This is a genomic window from Streptomyces sp. NPDC102467 (genome assembly GCF_044765445.1).
GTDB lineage: Bacteria > Actinomycetota > Actinomycetes > Streptomycetales > Streptomycetaceae > Streptomyces.
In genome coordinates this window covers 308,571-331,603 of sequence record NZ_JBIWKA010000005.1, presented here as the reverse complement: position 1 = coordinate 331,603, position 23,033 = coordinate 308,571, and the positions used below count along the sequence as shown (strand labels likewise).

24 protein-coding genes are annotated in these 23,033 nt (G+C 70.4%); 10 read left to right on the top strand and 14 right to left on the bottom strand.

What is annotated here, in order from left to right; genetic code table 11:
* The first annotated feature begins 96 nt into the window (after positions 1–96).
* Positions 97–273, top strand: a complete 177-nt coding sequence (locus ACIREE_RS12575; RefSeq protein ID WP_404150212.1) for a hypothetical protein — start codon at positions 97–99, stop codon at positions 271–273.
* A 198-nt stretch (positions 274–471) separates the two neighbouring features.
* Here the strand turns inward: ACIREE_RS12575 and ACIREE_RS12570 are convergent, their stop codons facing one another.
* Positions 472–903, bottom strand: coding sequence for an NUDIX domain-containing protein (locus ACIREE_RS12570; RefSeq protein WP_404150210.1), 432 nt, complete (start codon positions 901–903; stop codon positions 472–474).
* A gap of 308 nt (positions 904–1,211) precedes the next feature.
* Positions 1,212–2,108 (bottom strand): aminoglycoside phosphotransferase family protein, encoded by an 897-nt coding sequence (locus ACIREE_RS12565; protein WP_404150491.1) that lies wholly within the window; start codon positions 2,106–2,108, stop codon positions 1,212–1,214.
* 407 nt (positions 2,109–2,515) lie between these two features.
* Between ACIREE_RS12565 and ACIREE_RS12560 the strand changes: the two genes are divergently transcribed.
* From ACIREE_RS12560 to ACIREE_RS12550, 3 genes are all read left to right on the top strand, one after another.
* Positions 2,516–2,866: an STAS domain-containing protein gene (locus ACIREE_RS12560; RefSeq protein WP_404150208.1), complete on the top strand. Its 351-nt coding sequence runs from the start codon at positions 2,516–2,518 to the stop codon at positions 2,864–2,866.
* A 105-nt stretch (positions 2,867–2,971) separates the two neighbouring features.
* Positions 2,972–3,157, top strand: coding sequence for a CsbD family protein (locus tag ACIREE_RS12555; protein ID WP_404150207.1), 186 nt, complete (start codon positions 2,972–2,974; stop codon positions 3,155–3,157).
* A 302-nt stretch (positions 3,158–3,459) separates the two neighbouring features.
* Positions 3,460–5,532 (top strand): NPCBM/NEW2 domain-containing protein, encoded by a 2,073-nt coding sequence (locus ACIREE_RS12550; RefSeq protein ID WP_404150205.1) that lies wholly within the window; start codon positions 3,460–3,462, stop codon positions 5,530–5,532.
* 102 nt (positions 5,533–5,634) lie between these two features.
* Here the strand turns inward: ACIREE_RS12550 and ACIREE_RS12545 are convergent, their stop codons facing one another.
* Positions 5,635–6,597, bottom strand: coding sequence for an ROK family protein (locus ACIREE_RS12545; RefSeq protein WP_404150203.1), 963 nt, complete (start codon positions 6,595–6,597; stop codon positions 5,635–5,637).
* 160 nt (positions 6,598–6,757) lie between these two features.
* Between ACIREE_RS12545 and ACIREE_RS12540 the strand changes: the two genes are divergently transcribed.
* Complete coding sequence (locus tag ACIREE_RS12540) at positions 6,758–7,876, top strand: LacI family DNA-binding transcriptional regulator (protein WP_404150201.1); 1,119 nt, start codon at positions 6,758–6,760, stop codon at positions 7,874–7,876.
* 220 nt (positions 7,877–8,096) lie between these two features.
* The gene (locus ACIREE_RS12535; RefSeq protein ID WP_404150199.1) at positions 8,097–10,427 is read left to right on the top strand and encodes a glycosyl hydrolase family 95 catalytic domain-containing protein; all 2,331 of its coding nucleotides are present in this window, start codon (positions 8,097–8,099) and stop codon (positions 10,425–10,427) included.
* Between the two features lie 11 nt (positions 10,428–10,438).
* Here ACIREE_RS12535 and ACIREE_RS12530 read toward each other — a convergent pair whose 3' ends face one another.
* The 5 genes from ACIREE_RS12530 to ACIREE_RS12510 form a co-directional block, all read right to left on the bottom strand.
* Positions 10,439–11,737, bottom strand: coding sequence for a DUF6986 family protein (locus ACIREE_RS12530; protein WP_404150197.1), 1,299 nt, complete (start codon positions 11,735–11,737; stop codon positions 10,439–10,441).
* A 171-nt stretch (positions 11,738–11,908) separates the two neighbouring features.
* Positions 11,909–12,871: an electron transfer flavoprotein subunit alpha/FixB family protein gene (locus tag ACIREE_RS12525; protein ID WP_404150195.1), complete on the bottom strand. Its 963-nt coding sequence runs from the start codon at positions 12,869–12,871 to the stop codon at positions 11,909–11,911.
* Between the two features lie 60 nt (positions 12,872–12,931).
* Complete coding sequence (locus tag ACIREE_RS12520; protein ID WP_404150193.1) at positions 12,932–13,720, bottom strand: electron transfer flavoprotein subunit beta/FixA family protein; 789 nt, start codon at positions 13,718–13,720, stop codon at positions 12,932–12,934.
* A 224-nt stretch (positions 13,721–13,944) separates the two neighbouring features.
* A complete protein-coding gene (locus tag ACIREE_RS12515) occupies positions 13,945–14,451 on the bottom strand; it encodes a flavin reductase family protein (protein WP_404150192.1) in 507 nt (168 codons plus the stop codon).
* A gap of 219 nt (positions 14,452–14,670) precedes the next feature.
* Complete coding sequence (locus ACIREE_RS12510) at positions 14,671–14,991, bottom strand: TlpA family protein disulfide reductase (protein WP_404150190.1); 321 nt, start codon at positions 14,989–14,991, stop codon at positions 14,671–14,673.
* 237 nt (positions 14,992–15,228) lie between these two features.
* Between ACIREE_RS12510 and ACIREE_RS12505 the strand changes: the two genes are divergently transcribed.
* Positions 15,229–15,957, top strand: a complete 729-nt coding sequence (locus tag ACIREE_RS12505; RefSeq protein ID WP_404150189.1) for a lysophospholipid acyltransferase family protein — start codon at positions 15,229–15,231, stop codon at positions 15,955–15,957.
* 11 nt (positions 15,958–15,968) lie between these two features.
* Here ACIREE_RS12505 and ACIREE_RS12500 read toward each other — a convergent pair whose 3' ends face one another.
* From ACIREE_RS12500 to ACIREE_RS12480, 5 genes are all read right to left on the bottom strand, one after another.
* Positions 15,969–16,655 carry a B3/4 domain-containing protein gene (locus ACIREE_RS12500; protein ID WP_404150187.1) on the bottom strand — a complete coding sequence of 229 codons (687 nt, stop codon included), beginning with the start codon at positions 16,653–16,655 and terminating at the stop codon, positions 15,969–15,971.
* Positions 16,656–16,686: 31 nt separating this feature from the next.
* Complete coding sequence (locus ACIREE_RS12495) at positions 16,687–17,286, bottom strand: transglutaminase family protein (protein ID WP_404150185.1); 600 nt, start codon at positions 17,284–17,286, stop codon at positions 16,687–16,689.
* An 85-nt stretch (positions 17,287–17,371) separates the two neighbouring features.
* The gene (locus ACIREE_RS12490) at positions 17,372–18,442 is read right to left on the bottom strand and encodes a threonine aldolase family protein (protein WP_404150489.1); all 1,071 of its coding nucleotides are present in this window, start codon (positions 18,440–18,442) and stop codon (positions 17,372–17,374) included.
* Positions 18,443–18,453: 11 nt separating this feature from the next.
* Positions 18,454–19,218, bottom strand: coding sequence for an SDR family NAD(P)-dependent oxidoreductase (locus ACIREE_RS12485; protein ID WP_404150183.1), 765 nt, complete (start codon positions 19,216–19,218; stop codon positions 18,454–18,456).
* 26 nt (positions 19,219–19,244) lie between these two features.
* Positions 19,245–20,654 carry a DUF6421 family protein gene (locus ACIREE_RS12480; RefSeq protein WP_404150181.1) on the bottom strand — a complete coding sequence of 470 codons (1,410 nt, stop codon included), beginning with the start codon at positions 20,652–20,654 and terminating at the stop codon, positions 19,245–19,247.
* 253 nt (positions 20,655–20,907) lie between these two features.
* On the opposite strand from ACIREE_RS12480, the gene ACIREE_RS12475 reads away from it, so the two are divergent.
* The 3 genes from ACIREE_RS12475 to ACIREE_RS12465 all read left to right on the top strand — a co-directional run bounded on the left by ACIREE_RS12475 (position 20,908) and on the right by ACIREE_RS12465 (position 22,449).
* Positions 20,908–21,453 (top strand): FABP family protein, encoded by a 546-nt coding sequence (locus ACIREE_RS12475; protein ID WP_404150180.1) that lies wholly within the window; start codon positions 20,908–20,910, stop codon positions 21,451–21,453.
* 116 nt (positions 21,454–21,569) lie between these two features.
* Positions 21,570–21,695 (top strand): hypothetical protein, encoded by a 126-nt coding sequence (locus ACIREE_RS12470; protein WP_404150178.1) that lies wholly within the window; start codon positions 21,570–21,572, stop codon positions 21,693–21,695.
* Positions 21,696–21,765: 70 nt separating this feature from the next.
* Positions 21,766–22,449, top strand: a complete 684-nt coding sequence (locus tag ACIREE_RS12465) for a glycerophosphodiester phosphodiesterase (RefSeq protein ID WP_404150176.1) — start codon at positions 21,766–21,768, stop codon at positions 22,447–22,449.
* Here the strand turns inward: ACIREE_RS12465 and ACIREE_RS12460 are convergent, their stop codons facing one another.
* Positions 22,450–23,001, bottom strand: coding sequence for a GNAT family N-acetyltransferase (locus tag ACIREE_RS12460; RefSeq protein WP_404150174.1), 552 nt, complete (start codon positions 22,999–23,001; stop codon positions 22,450–22,452).
* Positions 23,002–23,033: the final 32 nt, after the last annotated feature.

Sequence of the window (23,033 nt, the reverse complement as noted above, 5' to 3'; positions counted from 1 at the left end):
TTCCGGGCACATTCCAGAGCCCGACGATCACTCCATGGCCGTCGCCGGTTCATAAGTCGGAGGCACGTTGTCAGTGCCGCCCGCTAGTCTCTTCACATGATCCCCACCGAGAGCCGCGCTTCCGTGCGGTCTGCCGACGAGTTGAACGAGCAGATCCGCGGCCTCATGGCGCGCTCCGGCGGCCGGTTGAGCGCATCGCAGCGCCGGGAGTACGAGGTACTCGTCGTGGAGTGGGCGGCCGCGGTCCGCGGGGAGATCGTGAAGGCGGCCTGAAGCCTGACAGCAGGCGGCCGGTGGCCGGTGGCCGATCACTGACGAGTTACGAGCCTTGACTCCCGCCCCGACCCCGACCCCGACCCCGACCTCGGCTCCGGCTCCGGCTCCGGCTCCGGCTCCGGCTCCGGCTCGACACTCCCAACTCCTGACCCCTGACTCCCGAATCGCGTCTCCCGACTCGCGCCGACGAGCTCATCAGGTCCTTGCCGTCACCAGCCGCAGTCCGTCCGCGGCCGCGGGCGACATCATCGACTCGTCCAGCTCGGCGAGCGGGATCCACTCCACCGCCTCCGTCGTCCCGGCCACCTCGACGACCTCCGGCGTGTCACCCTTGAGCTCGACTGCGTAGAACAGTGCGATCAAGTGCCAGTGCACTCCGCCCCGTTGGACCACGTACGCGCGGCTGTCGACGAGCCGGGCGTCGACGAGCTCCAGGCCCGTCTCCTCGCGGAGCTCCCGCTCCAGCGCCTCCACCGGCTGCTCGCCGTGGTCGATACCGCCACCGGGCAGATGCCACAGGCCCGGTTCGAAGACCGGGGAGGTGTCCGCGAGACGGGCCAGCAGGACGCGGCCCTCCCTGAGCGCCAACGCGTACGCGGAGACTCGTGTCCGCGGTCGGACGTCCATGCTGATTCCCCTCCCCTGGGCGGTCACCCGGTGTGACCGCGGCTCCGGGGAGACCCTACGGGAGCACTCCCGCCGCTGCGGGGGAAAGCGCGGCAGGCGGGGCGTGAAGACGGGCGTGGGAGGACCGGAAGGCCGGGGCGCCCGCCGCTGCCCGACGGCGGGCCGCCGGCCCATGTCCGGCCTCCCGGAGTTCCCACTACGCAGTCAAGCGCAGTTGCGCGGGCGGCAGAAGCGTGTGAGGGGCCGCCGTCGCTGCACACCGTTCACACGGGGTGTGCGCCGCGCACACGGTCGCCCGCCGCTCCGGTTCAACCGGCCAGCGCCGCCCGGATCTGGCGCGACGTCTGCTCCGCGATCCGAGGGCTGGTGGCGGCGTACGTCGTGTACGCGGAGAGCCCGGCCGTCAGAGCCCAGCCGCGCCCGCGCAGCCAGGTCGCGTCGTCGCCGTCGAGTGCGCCCCGAAAGACCGCGCGGGTCTCCGCGGTCATCAGGGTGAAAGCGACCATCAGATCGACGGAGGGATCGCCCAGGCCGAAGCCGCCGAAGTCGATGACCGCGCTGAGGCGGCCGTCGACGGTGAGCAGATTGCCGGTGTGGAAGTCGCCGTGGAACCACATCGGCGGGCCCTGATGGCGGGGGCAGGCCAGCACCGCGTCCCACAGTGCCGTCATCGCGGGCGCGTCGAAGGCATCGGCTGCCGCGGCGATGGCGGCCCGCGTGCTGCCGTCCCGCCCGGCCAACCCGGCGTCGGAACCGCCGAGTCGGCCCGCAGCAGCACCCGCACCCGCACCCGGATCGAAGTCCCGCAACGCCCGTAGAAACGAAGCCAGTTCGCGCGCCGTCTCCGTCGAGTCGCCGAGCCCCTCGACCGTGGCCGCCTCCCCGTCCAACCAGCGGGCCACCCCCCACGGCCAGGGGTAGCCGAGCGCCGGCCGGCCCACGGCCACCGGAACCGGCACGGCCAGCGGAAGCTGCGGAGCGAGCCGGGGCAACCAGTACTGGTCCTTCGCCGCCTGCCCGACGGCCTCGCGATGCCGGGGCAGCCGGACCGACAGTTCGTCGCCCAGACGGTGGATGACGTGGTCCGATCCGGCCGGGTCGATCAGCTTCAGGGGCAGCCCGGCCCACTGCGGGAACTGGGTGTCGACGAGGCGTCTGACGAGCACGGTGTCGATGGGGGGCCGCTGGTCCGGGTCGGGCGTGATGGCCAAGTCGGGTGCTCCTGGTGGGAATGCGGCGAGAACGCGAAGAGAATGTGGGGTGCGGCAGGGCGGGCCGGTCCATCACAGCGCGCCGGACCCTGCCTGTCGAACGAATTTCCCGTGCAGCATCCCCTTTATAAGTCAAGCACTTCACCATCAATTCACCCCATCAAGTGATGTCAGGGTCTCCGGAATCGTTACGCCACAACATGGTGCCGAAAGTGCCGATACCGTGGCCGACCAGGCGCCCCAGTCCCCGGTGACCTCCCCATTCGTTCGCACGAAACATGTGGCAGCGCGGACGGCTCCCCGGAGCCGGACAAGTGCTCGGCCCGGGGGGACCGATGCGACAGGGCAACAAACAGGACTATGTCTCCGACGACTGCGGAGACTGCGAAGGCACCGCAGACATGGACGGTGCCGAAGAATCCGTGCACCCGCCGGTGGTGCACACACTCGGCGACTGCGCCGTGGTCGAACTGACCGGCGAGATCGATCTTCTCGCCTTCCAGCACATGGCTCCGCTCCTCGACGCCGTGGCGGCGGGCCCGTACCGGATCGTGGCGATAGATCTCACCGGCACCACGTTCTTCGACTGCTCAGGGCTCTCTCTCCTGGTGCGCGCCCACCACAGGGCCACGGGTCGCGGCGCACGTGTCGTGGTGGTCTGCAGCCACCGTCTGACACTGCGCATCATCGAACTGTCGGGCCTGACCGAGGTGCTGACCCCGGTGGCGACCGTCAAGGAGGCACTTCGCTGAGCATCCGACAGGCCGGTCACCCTGAGTCATCGCTCCGGATGCGGCTGGCTCGCGCCGCTCATAGCGTGGCAGTCGACCCCGCAACTGACCGACCGAGGAGTAATCATGGGCGAGAGCGCCATGGACAAGGCCAAGGGCAAGGCCAAGGAGATGGCCGGTAAGGCCACCGGCAACGAGCGCATGAAGTCCGAGGGCAAGGTCGACCAGGCCAAGGGCGACGCGCGCAAGGCCGCCGACAAGACGCGCGGCAAGGCCGAGGGTCTTCGCGACTCGATGCGCGACGACAAGTAGGACCGCGCAGCAAGAAGCACAAGAAGCACCCGTAAGAAGCGTTGCCTGTGCCCCCTCGTTCGCGAGGGGGCACAGGCATGTTCCGGCACAGCCATGTTCCGGGCCGGCCACCTCAGGCCTTCCCTCCGAGAGCCAACCCAACACAACCGAACGCAGGATGTCGCTGGACGGGCAAGACGTGGCTGGACGTGGCTTACTGTCGCCACTCTTCCAACAGACTCCAACACGCCTTAACGTAAACGCGCACACGTGACACGTACATGCAGTGATCCCATCTTTCCCGGGAGTACGGAGGAACGTACATGCGTCGTCTTCCCATCCGCAGTTCCGGTATCGCCCGCCGAAGAGCCGTCGGAGCGGTGGCCGTGGCGGTGCTGTGCACCGGCGGAGTCGTGGCGGTACCCGCATCCGCCACGGCGTCCGGCACGACACCCCGCCCCGCGCCCGCCACCGCGCCCGCCGAACCGTCGCCCACGCTCGACGACGGGCTTGCCCTCACCCCGCCCATGGGCTTCAACAACTGGAACTCCACGCACTGCAGCGCGGACTTCGACGAGACCATGGTGAAGGGCATCGCCGACCTGTTCGTGGACAAGGGCCTCAAGGACGCCGGGTACAGGTACGTGAACCTGGACGACTGCTGGGCCCTGTCCGCGCGTGACGCGAACGGGAAGTTGGTGCCCGACCCCGCCCGGTTCCCCAATGGAATCAAGGCAGTTGCGGACTACGTCCACTCCAAGGGCCTCAAGCTCGGCATCTACACGAGCGCCGGCACGAAGACCTGCAGCGACGTGGGCTTCCCCGGGGCACTCGGGCACGAGTACAGCGACGCGCAGCAGTTCGCCGACTGGGGTGTCGACTACCTCAAGTACGACAACTGCAACAACCAGGGCGTCGACGCCAAGCAGCGCTACACGACGATGCGCGACGCGCTGCGCGCCACCGGGCGGCCGATCGTCTACAGCATCTGCGAGTGGGGCCAGAACAAGCCCTGGGAGTGGGCCTCCGGCCTCGGGCAGCTGTGGCGCACCACCGGTGACATCAGCGACAGTTGGGGCTCGATGGTCTCGCTGATGAAGCAGAACCTGCCGCTCGCACAGTACGCGGGACCCGGCCACTGGAACGATCCGGACATGCTGGAGGTCGGCAACGGCGGCATGACGGACACCGAGTACCGCACCCACTTCTCGATGTGGTCGGTCATGGCGTCGCCGCTGCTCATCGGCACGGACCTGCGCACGGCGTCCGACACGACGTACGACATCCTCTCCAACCGTGACGTCATCGCCGTCGACCAGGACCCGCTGGGCAAGCAGGGCACCGTGGTCTCGTCCGACGGCGGCCGCTGGGTCGTGTCCAAGGAGATGAAGGACGGCAGCCGCGCCGTCGCCCTGTTCAACGAGACGGGTTCCGCACAGCGCATCGCGACCACGGCCAAGGCGGTGGGGCTGCCTTCCGCCCCCGCGTACGTGGCCCGCGACCTGTGGCGGCACACGAACGCCCACACGGCGGGCACCCTCGCGGCCACGGTCCCCGCACACGGCACGGTGCTGCTGCGCGTGGCAGCCGACGCGAAGTGGGCTGCGTATCCCCCAGCGGCCGAACTCGGCCTCGACGAGGGCGTGTTCATAGAGCCGGGCGCTTCCGCCAAGGTGTCCGGTACGTTCGCGAACCTGGGCCGCACCCCGGCCCGCGACGTCACCGTCTCGCTAAGCGGGCCGGCCGGCAAGAACTGGAAGGTCAAGGCGGACGGGCCCACCAAAGCTCCCGTGGTGCAGGGCGGCAGGTCGTTGCGTACCCGGTGGACGGTGAGCGCCCCGGCGGGCTCGGCCACAGGCTCCTACGACCTCACGCTGCGGGCCACGTACCGCTCGCCGCAGGGCACCAAGATCACCAGCGCGGCCCCGGTGACGGCGGCCGTGGCGACAGCGCCGCCGAGCGGCACCTCGGCGCTGGGCGATCTCCCGTGGCTCTCGGCGGCCAACGGCTACGGCCCGGTCGAGCGCAACACCAGCAACGGTGAGAGCGCGGCGGGCGACGGGAACCCGCTCACCGTCGGCGACGTGGTGTACGCCAAGGGGCTGGGCGTCCACGCGGCCAGTTCCGTCGACTTCTATGCGGCCCGCACCTGCGAACAGGTCACGGCGCAGGTCGGCGTCGACGACGAGAAGGACACCAAGGGCACGGTCACGTTCGAGGTGTGGGCCGACGACCGGAAGGTCGCGTCGACCGGTGTCCTCACCAACTCCGATGCCCCACAGGCCCTTTCGGCCGATGTGACGGGGGCTCAGGTGGTCCGCCTGGTCGCTACGGACGGCGGCGACGGAGTCGATTCCGACCACGCGGACTGGGGGGACGCCCAGCTGACCTGCTGAACCGGACCCGGCCCGGATCCGGCCCGGACCCGGCCCCGACTTCGAACAAGAAGGGCGTGCGGGATTCGTCCCGCACGCCCTCACCACATCCTTGACGGCTCGTCAGACTGCTTGCCGCCGCGCCCCGTTCAGGGCGGAGCCCGACCGCAGAGCCGCGGCCGCCGCACCCACGAGGCCCGCGTCGGTGCCCATCGACGCCGGGGCCACCGTCAGCCGCTGCACAAAGGACAGCGTGGCGTAGTCACGCAGCGCGCGGCGCAGCGGAGCGAAGAGGACGTCGCCGGCCTTGGCCACTCCCCCGCCGATCACCGCGATGTCGATCTCGACGAGCGTCGCCGTCGCCGCGATACCGGCCGCCAGAGCCTGGGCCGCGCGGTCGAAGGAGGCAAGGGCCGCTCGGTCGCCCGCGTGCGCGGCGCGGGCCACCGCGGCCGCGGACGCGTCACCGTCGGCCCCCGGGCGCCAGCCGTCGGCGAGTGCGCGGCGGGCGATGTTGGGGCCGCTGGCGATGCGCTCGACGCAGCCGCGCGCTCCGCACGGGCACAGGTCGCCGTCGAGGTCCACGCTGATGTGGCCGATGTGTCCTGCGTTGCCGGTGGGGCCGGGGTGGAGCTGACCGCCCAGGATCAGGCCGCCGCCGACGCCGGTGGACACCACCATGCACAGCGCGTTGTCATGGCCGCGCGCCGCGCCCTGCCAGTGCTCGGCCGCCGTCATCGCCACACCGTCGCCGACGAGTTCGACGGGCAGACCGCCCGCGATCGCCCCGACGCGCGAGACCAGCGGGAAGCCGCGCCACCCCGGCACGTTGACCGGGCTGACGGTGCCCGCGGACCGGTCCACGGGACCGGCGCTGCCGATGCCGACGGCCCGAGCCCGGGGCCACAACTCGGAGACCGTCAGCTCGGCGACGACCCCCTCCACCGCGCCCATCACCGTCTCGCCGTCCTCCTGCGCGGGGGTGGGCCGCTGCGCCCGCGCGAGGATGCGGCCCTGGTCGTCCACGAGGGCGCCGGCGATCTTGGTGCCGCCGATGTCGAGCGCGGCGACGAGGTCCATGTGCATCAGTGTCAGATCCCCTGGAGAAAAGGCAGGTCGGAGAAGAAAGTCGAAGAGAGTCTAAGAAGCGAGAGTTTAGGAAGCGGTATGAGCGGTGGACAGTCTCCCCCGCATCTGACAACGTTGTCCAGGCCCTATGCTCGACGCCACACGCCCGTACAGGATGATGAGCCCTGACGAATCGGGCCCGTCCCCTCTTCCGGGTGGCCGGCTTCCCGGCAGCGACGACAGGACAGGACAGCGCATAGTGGACCGCACCGCCCGCCGCACCGAGAACCGCTACGGCAACCGCCCGACCATGAAGGACGTCGCCGCGCGCGCCGGGGTGGGCCTGAAGACGGTCTCCCGGGTCGTCAATGGCGAGCCGGGCGTCACGACGGACACCGAGCGCCGCGTGCAGGAGGCGATCGCCGCGCTCGGCTTCCGGCGCAACGACAGCGCCCGGGTCCTGCGCAAGGGACGTACGGCGAGCATCGGACTGGTCCTGGAGGATCTGGCGGACCCGTTCTACGGACCGCTCAGCCGCGCCGTGGAAGAGGTCGCGCGGGCGCACGGCGCGCTGCTCATCAACGGCTCGAGCGCCGAGGACCCGGAGCGTGAGCAGGAGCTGGTGCTCGCGCTGTGCGCGCGCCGCGTGGACGGTCTCGTCGTGATCCCGGCCGGTGACGACCACCGCTACCTGGAGCCGGAGATCGCGGCCGGCGTCGCGACCGTGTTCGTGGACCGGCCTGCCGGGCGGATCGACGCGGACGTGGTCCTCTCCGACAGTTTCGGCGGCGCGCGGGACGGCGTCGCGCATCTCATCGCGGGCGGCCACCGGCGGATCGGCTTCATCGGCGACCAGCCGCGGATCCACACGGCCGCGGAGCGGCTGCGCGGCTACCGGGCGGCGATGGAGGATGCCGGGATACCGGTCGACGAGCAGTGGATGTCGCTGGGCGTCACCGATCCCGAGCGGGTGCGGCGCGCCGCGGAGGAGATGCTGAAGGGGCAGGATGCCGTCACGGCGATCTTCGCGGGCAACAACCGCGTGACGGTGACCGTGGTCCGGGTACTGGCCGGGCTCGACCGCCAGGTCGCCCTGGTGGGTTTCGACGACATCGAGCTGGGCGATCTGCTCCAGCCGGGCGTGACCGTGGTCGCGCAGGACGCGGCGCAGTTGGGCCGGACCGCCGCCGAGCGGCTGTTCCGTCAGCTGGACGGGGCGACGCTGCTGCCGGAGCGCATCGAGCTGCCGACCCGGCTGATCCAGCGCGGTTCGGGAGAGCTTCCGCCCGCGCGGTGATCGGGTCGTGCCCGCCGGTGGCGCGGCAGGTGCGAGAGTCTACGAGTGATCGGATGCATACGGTCAACCCGCCCTCATATCTGGGGACATGAGGCGATGTGACGCGACCTTGGCCGCACATTGATCGGACCTCTCCCGTGCACACGTCTTCCCCCGGGCCCTCCTAGGGATCCATCATTCCGGGATCGTCGGTTCACTTCCGAGTACGGGAGACACATACATGAACGACACCCCGGCCCCTTCGCCCTCAGGTCCGTCCCGGAGAACCACCCTTGCGCTGGCCACGGCAGTCGGCGCGAGCACCTTCCTCGCCGCCCCGTCCGCCGTCGGCGCCCCCACTTCGCCGCACGAGAGTCACGAACCTCACGAACAGGCGGCCCGTGACGCGTCGTTGCGCTGGCGCACGCTGCCCACGGACTGGAAGGACGGCGCCTTCCTCGGCAACGGACTGCTGGGCGCCGTCGTCACCAAAGGCGCCACGTCCCGCACCCTCAAGGTGATGCTCAGCCACACCAAGGTGCAGGACCAGCGCGGCCAGTGGCGGGCCGCCATCGGCTACTCCCGGCTGCCCGTCGGCTACTTCACCCTCACCCTGGCCGGTGAGATCACCGCGATCGACTGGACCCTGGACCTGTACGACGCCGAGCTGCGCGGCTCCGTCACGACGAGCCGGGGCAGCGTCACGTTCTCGCTCCTCGTGCACAACTCCCGTGACGGGCTTGTCGCCTGGACCGAGCCGAGCGCCGGCGAGCGGTCCGCGGCCTGGTCGTTCACCTGGCTGCCCGCCGCGACGCCGCGGGAGAAGGACAAGCCTCCCGAGTACGTGGCCAATCCGGACCCGGCCACCGGCACCGCGGACGGCACGCACTACGTGGAGCAGCCGCTGATCGCCGGCGGCGGCTGGACCACGGCCTGGCGCGAGCGCGTGGAAGGCACGCGCCGCACGCTCGCCGCACACGTCGTCTACCGCCACCCGCAGGATCTGGCCGGCACGACCCGCCTCGCCCTCAAAGACGTGCGCCGCACCCTGTCCGTGCCGCGAGCCGCGCTCCTCGCCGAACACCGCGCCTGGTGGCATCGCTTTCACCGCCGCAGCTTCGTCTCGGTTCCCGACAAGCGCATCCAGGACTTCTACTGGATCCAGCTCTACAAAGCGGCGAGTGCCACCCGCGCGGGCGGCCCGTCCCTCTCCGAGTGGGGCCCCTGGTACCCGGAGACGGGCGGCAGTTGGTCGGCGGTCTGGTGGAACCTCAACGTCCAGATCGCCACGTGGCTGATCCAGGGGTCGAACCACCCCGAACTCGACTCGGTCACCTCGACCTTCACCGCCTTCGAGAAGAACCTCCCTGTCTCCGTCCCGCCCGAGTACCGCGACGGCGACACGTACGCGCTCGCCCACCCCTCGGACTGGATGCTGCGCCCGGGTGAGAAGACCGTCGGCATCCCCGGCACCACCACCAAGACCGACAACACCGGCAATCTGCTCTGGGCCCTGCACAACATCTGGCTCAGCTACCGCCACACCATGGACCTGACCGTCGTACGCGACGTGCTGTACCCGATCCTGTCGCGGGCGGTGAACTTCTACGACCACTTCCTGTACGAGGGGAGCGACGGCGCCCTGCACCTGCCGCTGACCCGCTCCCCGGAGTGGGCCGACGCCGAGGACTGCACGTACGATCTGTCGCTGGTGCGCTGGGGCTGCGCCACCCTCCTGAAGTGCCTCGGCCTGCTGCGCACCACGCACCCCAAGTCCGCGCGCTGGCGCGAGATCCTGGACCGCCTCACGCCCTATCCGCGCGATGCGACCGGCGTCATGATCGGCGCGGCCACACCGCTCACCGAGTCGCACCGGCACTTCTCCCACATGTTGTGGCTCTATCCGCTCGCCGAGTACGACTACGAACGCGCCGCCGACCGGGCCGTGATCGACACGACCTTCGACCACTGGGTCGAGGACCGCTCGCTCTGGGCGGGTTACAGCTTCGCCTGCGCCTCGTCGATGGCATCCCGGATCGGCCGCCCCGACCAGGCCCTCGACCTGCTGGCGTCCTTCACGGACGGCCATGTCTTCCACAACTCCCGCATGACCGAGAACACCATGTACGTCGAGGGCACCAACCTCGCCGTCGAATCCCCGCTCACGGCGGGCCAGTCGGTGCTCGACATGATGGTCCAGAGCCACCAGGGCCCGGTCCGCGTCTTCCCCGGTGTCTCCGCGCGCTGGCCGGACGCCAGTATCCAAGGGCTGCGCACCCAGGGCGCCTTCGTGATCGACGCCGACCGCGCGGCCGGTGCCACGCGCTGGGTCCGGGTGCACAGCGAAGCCGGTTCGCCGCTCGTGCTCGATCACGGGATCGCCGGCTCCATCGACGTACGGGACGAGCACGGGCGACGCCTGAAGTTCCGGGCGACCGGCGTGGGCCGGGCCGAGATAGCGCTGCCCAAGGGGGCGACGGCGCTGGTGACACCGGCCGGGGCGCGGGCCGCCCGGCCGACGCCCCGCGACGTGCCGGGCCTGTCCGAGCGCCGCCCGTGGGGGCGCCCTTAGGGTCCTGCCGCCTACTTGCCCGTCACCGTCAGGTCGCCGCGGCGCGGCCCCGAGTAGCCCTCCAGGTCGGCCCGGGTGAGGCCGGACAGGCGGGCCACCTCGGCGACGTCGAGCGCACCGCAGTCAAGGCCGCGCAGCAGGTACCCGGCGAGGGCCTTGGCGGTGGCGGGCTCGTCGGCGATGTCGCCCGAGGCCTGGCGCGCGTACGCGGCGAGGCGGGCGGCGGCCTGCTCGAAACCCTCGCGGTAGAAGGCGAAGACGGCCGCGTAGCGCGTCGGGATGTGGCCCGGGTGCATGTCCCAGCCCTGGTAGTAGGCGCGGGCGAGGGCGCGGCGCGTGAGGCCGTAGTGCAGGCGCCAGGCGTCGTGCACCTTGGCGGTGGCGCCGACCGGCAGCACGTTCGTGGAGCCGTCGGAGACGCGAACTCCCGTGCCGGCGGCGGCGACCTGCATGACGGCCTTCGCGTAGTCGGCGGCCGGGTGGTCGCTGGCCTGGTACGCGGCGGAGACGCCGAGGCAGGCGCTGTAGTCGAACGTGCCGTAGTGCAGGCCGGTCGCGCGCCCCTCGGCGGCGTCGATCATGCGGGCCACGGCGGCGGTGCCGTCCGCAGCGAGGATGGACTGGCTGGTCTCGATCTGGATCTCGAAGCCGAGGCGTCCCGCGTCGAGGCCGTGGCTCTTCTCGAACGCCTCCAGGAGCCGGACCATCGCCGTGACCTGCTCCGGGTACGTCACCTTCGGCAGCGTGAGCACGAGCCCGTCGGGCAGGCCGCCGTGCTCCATGAGGCCGGTGAGGAAGATGTCGAGGGTGCGGATGCCGCGGTCGCGGACCGGGGCCTCCATGCACTTCATGCGGATGCCCATGTACGGAGCGGCCGTTCCCTCCGCGTAAGCCTGCGAGATGAGCCGCGCGGCACGGGCGGCCGTCTCGTCCTCGTCGGCGTCGGACGCGGGCCGGTAGCCGTCCTCGAAGTCGACGCGCAGGTCTTCGACGGGCTCGCGCTCCAACTTCGCGCGTACGCGGCTGTACACGGGCTCGGCGAGGTCGTCGGCGAGTCCGAGCACGGCGGCGAACGAGGCGGCGTCCGGGGCGTGCTCGTCGAGCTGGGCGAGGGCCTGGTCGCCCCAGGAGCGGACGGTGGCCGCGTCGAAGGCGTCGCCGGGGACGTAGACCGTGTGGACCGGCTGACGGGTGCCGGGGTCTCCGGGGTAGCGGCGCCCCAGCTCCGCGTCGACCGGGGCGAGTGAGGCGCTGATGCCCTCGCTGACCGTGCCCGCGAGGCTCGTCGACACCTTCTCCTGCTGACCCATCCCTGCACCCTCCATAAGCTCTCTTTTTCCGCTTCACGGAATCAACAATCCGTATGGCGAATTTAATGGGCTGGGTGACCTGCGTCAATGGTCCTCTGCCATGGTCCCGGAACGCGGACGGGGCCGCGCGGCGATGAACGCCACGCGGCCCCGTCGGAACAAGCGGACGGATCAGCCCTTGCGGGACTTGACCTCTTCGGTCAGCTGCGGGACGACGTCGAACAGGTCGCCGACGACGCCGTAGTCGACCAGGTCGAAGATCGGGGCCTCGGCGTCCTTGTTGACGGCCACGATCGTCTTCGAGGTCTGCATGCCGGCGCGGTGCTGGATCGCACCGGAGATGCCGTTGGCGATGTACAGCTGCGGCGAGACCGCCTTGCCGGTCTGGCCGACCTGGTTCGAGTGCGGGTACCAGCCGGCGTCCACCGCGGCGCGCGAGGCGCCGACGGCCGCGCCGAGCGAGTCGGCGAGGGCCTCGATGATCGAGAAGTTCTCGGCACCGTTGACGCCACGGCCACCGGAGACCACGATCGCGGCCTCGGTCAGGTCCGGACGGCCCGTCGACTCGCGCGGGGTGCGCGAGGTGACCTTGGTGCCGGTCGCCTGCTCCGAGAAGGAGACGGTGAGCGCCTCGGCCGCACCGGCGGCCGGGGCCGCCTCGACGGCGACGGAGTTGGGCTTGACCGTGATGACGGGGGTGCCCCGGGAGATGCGGGACTTGGTGGTGAAGGAGGCGGCGAACACCGACTGGGTCGCGACCGGGCCCTCGTCACCGGCCTCCAGGTCGACGGCGTCGGTGATGACACCGGACTTGATGCGCAGCGCCAGACGCGCGGCGATCTCCTTGCCCTCCGCGGAGGACGGGATGAGGACGGCTACCGGGGAGACGGCCTCGACAGCGGCCTGCAGGGCCTCCACCTTCGGTACGACGAGGTAGTCGGCGTACTCGGCGGCCTCGTGCGTGAGGACCTTGACGGCGCCGTGCTCGGCGAGCGCGGCGGCGGTGTCACCGGCGCCGTTGCCGAGCGCGACGGCGACCGGCTCGCCGATGCGGCGGGCCAGGGTCAGCAGCTCGAGGGTGGGCTTGCGGACGGCGCCGTCCACGTGGTCGACGTAGACCAGAACTTCAGCCATGGGACTTCAATCTCCTGCAATCACAAAGAAGGTGGGTGGACTTGCCGGAACGGCCGAGGCTCAGATGAACTTCTGGCCGGCGAGGAACTCGGCGAGCTGCTTGCCGCCCTCACCCTCGTCCTTCACGATCGTGCCCGCGGTGCGCGCCGGACGCTCCGTGGCCGACTCGACCTTGGTCCAGGCACCCTCGAGGCCGACCTCCTCGGCCTCGATGTCGAGGTCCGACAGGTCCCAGGACTCCACCGGCTTCTTCTTCGCCGCCATGATCCCCTTGAACGAGGGGTAACGCGCCTCGCCCGACTGGTCGGTGACCGAGACGACGGCCGGCAGCGCGGCCTCCAGCTGCTCGGACGCGGTGTCGCCGTCGCGGCGGCCCTTGACGGTGCCGCCCTCGACCGAGACCTCGGACAGCAGCGTCACCTGCGGCACGCCCAGGCGGTCGGCGACGAGCGCCGGGACGATGCCCATGGTGCCGTCGGTGGAGGCCATGCCGGAGACGACCAGGTCGAAACCGGCCTTCTCGATCGCCTTCGCCAGCACCAGCGACGTGCCGATCGCGTCCGTACCGTGCAGGCCGTCGTCCTCCACGTGGATCGCCTTGTCCGCACCCATGGACAGCGCCTTGCGCAGCGCGTCCTTGGCGTCCTCCGGACCCACCGTCAACACGGTGATCTCCACGTCGTCATCGGAGTTCTCCGAGATCTGCAGCGCCTGCTCCACCGCGTACTCGTCCAGCTCCGAAAGGAGACCGTCCACATCGTCACGATCGACGGTCAGGTCATCGGCGAAGCCCCGGTCGCCAGTGGCGTCGGGCACGTACTTCACGGTGACAACGATCCTCAAGCTCACGCCGGCTCTCCTACTGCAATCGTCTTTTATTGGGCGGCTTTGCTGCTGCGGCTGACAGCGCCTTCTTGCAGGCAGCATAGGCGCCTGAGGCGGACTTCTCCGGTCGGGGCGGCCCGCGCTCCGAACGAAATATTACTCGCCAGTACATCCAGATCATGCCCACTGAGCAAGCGCTTTGAACTGTGACCTTGCCAACGCTCCGTAGTCGCCCGGCGCAGGAACTTTCAGTCGCGCAGCGCGTTGAAGCGGCCCTGGTGGTACAGCAGTGGGCGGCCCACTCCGGCCGGGTCGCCGTGGACCGCTTCCGCGAGCACGATCCGGTGGTCTCCCGCGGGTACCCGCGCGATGACCCTGCAGACGAGCCAGGCAAGGACGCCGTCGAGGACGGGGACGCCCTCGGGGCCTTCGAACCAGCGGGTGGGAGCGCCGAAGCGGTCGGCGCCGCTGCGGGCGAACGTGGCGGCGAGAGCCGCCTGATGCTCGCCGAGCACGTGCACGCCGATGTACTCGGCCTCGGCGATGGTGGGCCAGCTGGAGGCGCCCAGACCTATACCGAACGAGACGACCGGGGGTTCGGCCGAGACCGAGGTGAGGGAGGTGGCGGTGAAGCCCACGGGGGCGGCGCCGGCGGCCGTGATCACCGCGACACCGGCGGCGTGCTGCCGGAAGACCGAACGGAGCAGGTCGGGGGTGGCGGGACGGGCGGTGCGCAGATCGGGCGTGGCCGTCATGGAGTTGTCCTTCTGCCGGAGGGTTCGAGCGGGGTCCGTGGTGGCGTCAGAAGACGCGACAGCGGGCGCTCGAACAGCGGGCCAGGTCCACATGGGCCCGCTCGTAGAGAAGGAGTTCCGGAGGCATTCGGCCAGGGTGACGATACGTGGCGCGTGCAGTCAAGTGCGGTCCGTCATGTGGGAGATCCGTCATCGGGCACCCTCCCCCTCCCTTCGGTCTCAGACCGCTTCACCCAGTGCCGCGATGACGTCCGCCGTACGCGGCTGTCCGGCCGCACGCCGCACCTCGCGGCCGCCCGCGTCCAGGACGAGCACGGTCGGTGTCTTCACGACACCGCTCCGGCGTACGAGGTCGAGCCTGGCCTCGGCGTCGATCTCGACATGGGAGATGCCGGGAACCATGGCGGCGACCTCCGCGAGAACCCGCCGGGTGGCCCGGCAGGGGGCGCAGAACGCGCTGGAGAACTGCACGAGCGTGGCCCGCTCCCCCAGCTCCTCGCCCAACTGCTCCGCGTCGAACGTCACTTCACCCACGGTCACCCTGTGCCTCCTCGGTCCGCCGCTTACCTTGCAGCGTCGAATCGTCGTGACGTATTCCCGCTCACGTGACAAGGATCTCGCGCACGGCCGGAACCAGGACTGGTCACTCAGCCGTTCTTGGGGCACGATTCGCGCAAGCCGGAAAACCTACGGCTGCGTAACTTACCGCCGGGAGCCACCTCCTCCGAAAGCCTCGGAAGAAACTCCCCACGGCAATAAGAAGGGTCCACCCCCTCCATGGCAGAGCTCGTCTACCGTCCGGTCATCGGCGCCGCGAAAACGATGTTCAAGGCGCTCGACCTGAAGATCGACTGCAAGGGCACGGAGAACATTCCTCGCTCGGGCGGAGCCGTCCTGGTCAGCAATCACATCAGCTACCTGGACTTCATCTTCGACGGCCTCGCTGCCCTGCCACAGAAGCGTCTTGTCCGCTTCATGGCGAAGGAGTCGGTGTTCCGGCACAAGATCTCCGGACCGCTGATGCGCAGCATGAAGCACATCCCGGTGGACCGTGCGCAGGGTGAGCACGCGTACCAGCACGCCCTGCAGTCGCTGCGCTCGGGCGAGATCATCGGGGTCTTCCCCGAGGCGACGATCTCGGAGTCGTTCACGCTGAAGAGCTTCAAGACCGGCGCCGTGCGGCTGGCGCAGGAGGCCGGGGTGCCGCTGATCCCGATGGCGCTGTGGGGCACCCAGCGCGTGTGGACCAAGGGCCGTCCGCGCAACTTCAAGCGCCAGCACATCCCGGTCACGATCCGGGTCGGCGACGCCATGGAGGCGCCCCGCGACCAGTACGCCGGGGCGATCACGCGCCGACTGCGGGACCGCGTACAGGAGCTCCTCGAAGCGGCGCAGCGCGCCTATCCGGTACGCCCCAAGGGCCCGGACGACACGTGGTGGATGCCCGCACATCTCGGCGGGACGGCCCCGACCCCCGAAGAGGTCAAGGCCGCCGAGGCCGGCTGACCCCGCTCGGCTCAGGCCGGCGCGTGGACGGTGAGACGCACGCCGGGGCTGAACTTCTGCAGGAGTTCGGCCAGTTCCGCGCCCGCCGTCTCCAGGCCCGCGTGCCCGCCCATTCCCTCCAGGAGGAACAGGGCGTCGACGGAGGTGTCGGTGAGGCGGGTGCGGGTGCCCTGCCGCCAGTTCCAGCGGCGGCAGGTGACGCCCTCGTCGTCGCACCAGACGACCTCGCCCGCGTCCGGGTGCTCGATCGCCGGCTCGCCGGAGGCCACGGTCGCGAAGTCCTCCGCGCCGGTGGCCCGGAGGAGCCGCATGCCGCCCTTGATGTGGCCGAGATCCTCGCCGCCGACCGGGATCAGATGGGCGACGCTGATGGCGTTGTAGACGTCCACGAGCGTGTTGATGCGCGGCAGGCCGCCGTCGGCGAGAGCCCTCTTGGCGAGCGCCTCCGCCGAGTTGCGGGTGCGGTTGGGCTTGGCGCCGAAGGCCGTGTACGCCGCGCGCCAGGCCACCATGTGCGGGTCCTCGTGCGGGGCGCGCCCGTCGAGACGGGCCGCCAGGCGCTGCGCCGCGTCGTCGAGGAGGGCCGACGTCTCCTGCGTGCTGGGCGTGTTGACGAGTCCGTACGCCTCGATGGCGATGTGGTGGAAGTCCGGAGCGATCGCCCGGACCTCGTCGGAGACGGTGAGCTGGAGGGACATGGCCTGCCTTAGGGATTGCGTACGGATTGCCTTACGGATGGAGCGAGTCGGGGAGGTTCTCCCAGAGGTGCGGCCGGTCCGGGGCGCTGCGCAGGGCAGCGAGCACCGCCGGATGCGGTACATCAAACAGTACCGGATAGTCCACCTCATTGGACTCAGCATCCGGCACCCACGCCAGGCGCTCCCCTTCGAGCGAGAACTGGGCGTCGACGCCGGGTTTGTTGCCCCGCACGTCCTGCCGGTGCCATGAACCGCGGAACCGTACGGCGATCAGGCCGTGCAGGCACCATCCCGTGCCCGCGTCGTGCGTGAGCCGCTGATAGCAGAGGGCGGCAGGAATGTCCTCGGCGCGCAGGAGCGCGGTCAGCGCGTGCGCCTTCGCGTGACAGATCCCGGTGCGTTTCTCCAGGACGTCGGACGCCCGCCAGGTGACGCGCAGATCCCCGCTGTCCGCGGAGTGCGGGACGGTGTCGCGGACGAACTCGTAGGCCGCGCGAGCGTATGCATATGAATCGGCGACATCGTTCGCGAGGCGCGCGGCCGTCTCCCGCACCAGCGGATGATGATGGTCGATGACGTCGTCAGCGGCCAGATAGGCCGAGAGATCAGGGTTCTGCTGGATCAGCTGCATGGCACGGGAGCATAGAAACGCGACCGGCCGTGGTCAATGGATTTACGGCCGATCGCATATCTATGCAGGCGGGCTCAGGAGTCGGCTAGCGCGCCATCTCTTCCTTGAGCGCCGCCACGAACCCGTCGACGTCGTCCTCACTGGTGTCGAAGGCGCACATCCACCGGACGTCACCGAGCGCCTCGTCCCAGAAGTAGAACCGGTACTGCTTCATCAGTCGCTCGGAGACATCGTGCGGCAGGCGGGCGAAGACGCCGTTGGCCTGCACCGGGTAGAGGATCTCGACGCCGTCCACGGCGCGGACGCCCTCGGCGAGGCGCTGGGCCATCGCGTTCGCGTGACGCGCGTTGCGCAGCCACAGATCCTTGGCGAGCAGCGCCTCCAGCTGCACCGAGACAAAGCGCATCTTGGAGGCCAGCTGCATGGACAGCTTGCGCAGGTGCTTCATGTGGCGGACGGCGTCCGGGTCGAGGACGACGACGGCCTCGCCGAACAGCGCGCCGTTCTTGGTGCCGCCGAGCGAGAGGAGGTCGACCCCGGCCGCGTTCGTGAACGTACGCATCGGTACGTCGAGGGAGGCGGCCGCGTTGGCTATCCGCGCGCCGTCGAGGTGCACCTTCATGCCGCGCTCGTGGGCGTGGTCGCAGATCGCGCGGATCTCGTCGGGTGTGTAGAGCGTGCCCAGTTCGGTGGATTGCGTGATCGAGACGACCTGCGGCATCGCGCGGTGCTCGTCGTCCCAGCCGTACGCCTGCCGGTCGATGAGCTCGGGGGTGAGCTTGCCGTCGGGGGTCGGGACGGTGAGCAGCTTCAGGCCGCCCATGCGCTCGGGGGCGCCGCCCTCGTCGACGTTGATGTGCGCGGACTCGGCGCAGATCACCGCGCCCCAGCGGTCGGTGACCGCCTGGAGCGCGACCACGTTGGCACCCGTGCCGTTGAACACCGGGAACGCCTCGGCGGACGGGCCGAAGTGGCTGCGGATGATCTGCTGCAGGTGGTCCGTGTAGTCGTCCTCGCCGTACGCGACCTGGTGCCCGCCGTTGGCCAGGGCCAGCGCGGCCATGACCTCCGGGTGGGCGCCCGCGTAGTTGTCGCTGGCGAAACCCCGGGTGGTGGGGTCGTGGTGCCTGCGGGCATCGGTCCTGGGCGGATTCACGGCTTCGCTGTCTACTCGGTCAGCCACAGACGGGTCCCGTTCACTTCGGCGGCGGGCCGGTCCCAGACGCCGGCGATGGCCTCGGCCAGTTCCTTGACGTCGGTGAAACCCGCGAACTTCGCGTTGGGGCGTTCGGCGCGCATCGCGTCGTGCACCAGTGCCTTGACCACCAGGATCGCAGCCGCCTGCCGGGGGCCCGCTTCGCCCCCCGCCTTGCGGAAGGCGTCGCCGAGAGCGAGCGTCCATGCCTCGGCCGCGGCCTTGGAGGCGGCGTACGCGGCGTTGCCCGCGGTCGGCTTGGAGGCGCCGGCGGCGCTGATCAGCAGGTAGCGGCCCCGGTCGGAGCGGCCGAGGCTCTCCTGGAAGGCGAGCGAGGTGTGCTGCACCGTGCGGATCAGGAGCTTTTCGAGCAGGTCCCAGTCGGCGAGGTCGGTCTCGGCGAAGCTCGCGCTGCCGCGCCAGCCGCCCACGAGGTGGACCACGCCGTCGACCCGGCCGAAGTCCTTCTCGACGCGGCCGGCCCACTCGCGCGTGGCCTGTAGGTCGAGCAGGTCGACGGTGTCGCCCATGACGGTGGCGCCGCCGTGCGCGTAACGCGCCTCGTCGACGGCCTCGGCGAGGCGCTCGGGGTCCGCGTCCGCGCCGACGACCGTGGCGCCCGCCTCCGCGAGCCGCTTCAGCGTGGCACGTCCTGCGGGCCCGGCGGCGCCGGCGACCGCGATCACGGCACCGTCCAGCGAGTCCCTGGTGGCACCGGTTGCCTGGGGGTCGGTCATGGCAGTCGCCTCCTGTACGGGGTCGCTCATGCGGCGACCCGCTCGGCGCCCGCCGCGGTGATCCCCTTGGTGGAGGCGATCACCGTCTTCAATTTCTTGGACAGGGCCTCATAGAACATGCTGAGCGGAAACTCGTCAGGAAGCACGTCGTCCACCAGCTTGCGCGGCGGCAGGCTCGTGTCCAGGGCGTCGGGGCCCTTGGCCCAGCGGGAGCCCGGGTGCGGGGCGAGGTAGGTCGACACGAGGTCGTACGCGGCGAACCAGTGCACCAGTTTCGGGCGGTCGATGCCGTCGCGGTACAGCGTCTCGATCTCGGCGCACAGCTGGTTCGTGACCTCGGGGGCGCGCTGCCAGTCGATGTGCAGCTTGTTGTCCGTCCAGCGCACGACGTCGTGCTTGTGCAGGTAGGCGAAGAGCAGCTGCCCGCCGAGGCCGTCGTAGTTGCGCACCCGCTCGCCGGTGACGGGGAAGCGGAACATCCGGTCGAAGAGCACGGCGTACTGGACGTCGCGGCCCTGCGGGACGCCGTCGGCCTCCAGCTTCACGGCCTCCTTGAAGGCGGTGAGGTCGCAGCGCAGCTCCTCCAGGCCGTACATCCAGAACGGCTGGCGCTGCTTGATCATGAACGGGTCGAAGGGCAGGTCGCCGTGGCTGTGCGTGCGGTCGTGCACCATGTCCCACAGCACGAACGCCTGCTGGCAGCGGTCCTGGTCGCCGACCATCTCCGCGATGTCCGCGGGCAGTTCGACACCGAGGATGTCGACGGCGGCCTCGGTGACCCGGCGGAAGCGGGCCGCCTCTCGGTCGCAGAAGATGCCGCCCCAGGAGAACCGCTCGGGGGCCTCGCGCACGGCGATCGTCTCGGGGAAGAGCACCGCCGAGTTCGTGTCGTACCCCGAGGTGAAGTCCTCGAAGGTGATGCCGCAGAACAGCGGGTTGTCGTAGCGCGTGGCTTCCAGCTCGGCCAGCCACTCGGGCCAGACCATGCGCAGCACGACGGCTTCCAGGTTGCGGTCCGGGTTCCCGTTCTGCGTGTACATCGGGAAGAGCACCAGGTGCTGGAGGCCGTCCCGGCGCTGGGCCGCGGGCTGGAAGGCCAGCAGCGAGTCCAGGAAGTCGGGCACCCGGTAGCCCTCGTCGGCCCAGCGGCGCAGGTCGCGCGCGAGCGCCTCGTGGTACGCGGCATCGTGCGGCAGCAGCGGGGCGAGCTGCTCCACCGCCGCTATGACACGGTCCACGGCCAGATCGGCGGAGGGCCGCGCGGGGGCGCCCTCGGCGTCGAAGTCGATCGACCCGTCCTTGTCCTGCCAGGTCCTGATCTCCTCCACGGCGTCCTTGAGCACGGGCCACGCCGGGTGGTCCACCACCCTGTCGCCGACCGCCCGAGCCGGAGGAACGATGCCCTCCGCGCCCGTCTGCACAAGAATTTCCGTCATGTCCCATCCTCCACAGGAGAACCTCGCGTATGGACACCGTATGCGTCCGAGCTTCTCCACGACAAGGGGAACTTCGGGAAATTATCCTGCGCGACCCCCTGCACGGCCGTCGTTTTTCCTGCCTCGTGCGCTTGAAACGATGACCTCTGCCACATATGGCGCTCGGTGACCGGGACACCCGTGCCGCGCAGCCCGAACGACGGGCCCCTAGGCTGTGCTCCGCCCCCACCGCCCCGGCCCCAGGAGCCCACCCGTGTTCGACTCCGTACCCGAGTACCCGTACCGCGACAGCGACCTGCCGGACGGAGCGCCCGTGCCGCACGCGCTGCTCGCGCCCGTGCTCGGGCTGCTGGGGAGCTGGCACGGTCGTGGGCGCGGCGGATACCCCACGATCGACGGGGAGTTCGCGTACGCGCAGGAGGTCACCTTCCGGCACGACGGGCGGCCTTTCCTGCGGTACGAGGCGCGCGCCTGGCTGCTCGGCGACGACGACGCGCCGCTGCGTCCGGCGGCGCGGGAGAGCGGCTGGTGGCGGCTGCAGCCGGACGGCCGCGTGGAGGCGCTGATCACCCAGCCCACCGGCATCGCGGAGATCGCGGTCGGGCAGGCGGCCGGCGGCACGATCGACCTCGCGACCGACAGCGTGGCGCTCACCCCCACGGCCAAGAAGGTCGAGGGGACCCGGCGCCGCTACACGTTGACCGACGACGGCACGCTGACGTTCGAGCACGACCTCGCCGCGGTCGGGCAGCCGTTGCAGCACCACCTGTCGGCGTGGCTGCGGCTCAAGGCCGCGTAGGCGGGTCAACGCCCGCGGGACGCGCCCACCGACGGGTGAGATGACGCGCCGCGCCCGGGTCCTGGCGGTAGGACGGACCGGGTTCCTGTCCCGCGCCGCTTGGGAGTACGTCCATCGTGAGTACCCGCGCCGTCCTTGTCGCCGCCGTCATCACCGGGCTGGTCCTCGGCATCGTCAACGCCAGAGCGGACGACTCCGCTCACTCTCGCCGGAGCGGCCCCGTCGCCGAAGCGGGCCGTTAGGCTCGGGCCTGCCGCGTACGTGTCGTGCGCGCGTGGCAGCCGAGCCGCCGTCGACGGAAGCGAGACCACCTTGAACTTCCTCACCATCGGACATCGCGGAGCCATGGGTGTCGAACCCGAGAACACCCTGCGTTCCTTCGTCGCCGCCGAGCGGGCGGGGCTCGATCTCATCGAGCTCGATCTGCATCTGAGCAAGGACGGCGCGCTCGTCGTCATGCACGACGCCGACGTGGACCGCACCACGGACGGCAAGGGTCCGATCGCGGAGAAGACGCTCGACGAACTGCGGACACTGGACGCCGGGCGCGGCGAGCGGGTGCCGGTCTTCGAGGAGGTCCTCGACGCGGTGAGTGCCCCGCTGCAGGCGGAGATCAAGGACACGGCGGCGGCCCGGGCGCTCGCCGAGGTGCTGCTGCGCCGCGATCTGGTGCACCGGGTCGAGGTGATCTCGTTCCACGACGAGGCCGTGGCGGAGATCGCCCGGCTCGTGCCGGGGGTGCGCACGGCGCTCGTCGCCAGCCGCTACGGCACGGACGTCGTCCAGCGGGCCGTGGCCGTCGGCGCGACGACGCTCGTCCTGAACATCCGGCGTCTGACCCAGGAGATCGTGGAGCACGCCCGCAAGGCCGACCTGCGGATCATCGGCTGGGTCGTGAACACCCAGGACGATCTCCGGCTCGTCCGCGCGCTCGGCCTGGACGGGGCGACCACCGACTATCCGGAGATCAAGCGGACCGGCCGCTTCACCGCCTGACTAGCGGAGCGGCTTGACCAGCAGCTCGAACTGCAGGTCGGCGCGCTGGGGGACGCCGAAGCGCTCGTCGCCGTACGGGAAGGGGCTCATCTTTCCCGTACGGCGGTAACCGCGGCGCTCGTACCAGGCGATGAGCTCCTCGCGTACGGAGATCACCGTCATGTGCATCTCGCGGACGCCCCAGGCCTCGCGCGCCGTACGCTCCGCCTCCGTGATGATCACCTTGCCGAGGCCCGCGCCCTGGAGGGCGGGGCTGACGGCGAACATGCCGAAGTAGGCGTGGTCACCGCGGTGCTCCAGCTGGCAGCAGGCGACGACGGCGCCGTCGCGCTCGACGGTCAGCAGGCGGCTGTCGGCGGCCTTGACCACGTCGAGCACGCCCTGCGGGTCGGTCCGCTGCCCCTGGAGGATGTCCGCCTCCGTGGTCCAGCCTGCGCGGCTGTCGTCACCGCGGTAGGCCGACTCGATGAGCGCGACGAGCACGTCGACGTCGGCCTCGGTGGCATCGCGAAAGCTCAGGCCATCGGTGGCGGGGGGCGGGGCGGCGGTCATGGGCTGCTCTCCGATCTCGTACGGGTTCCGGC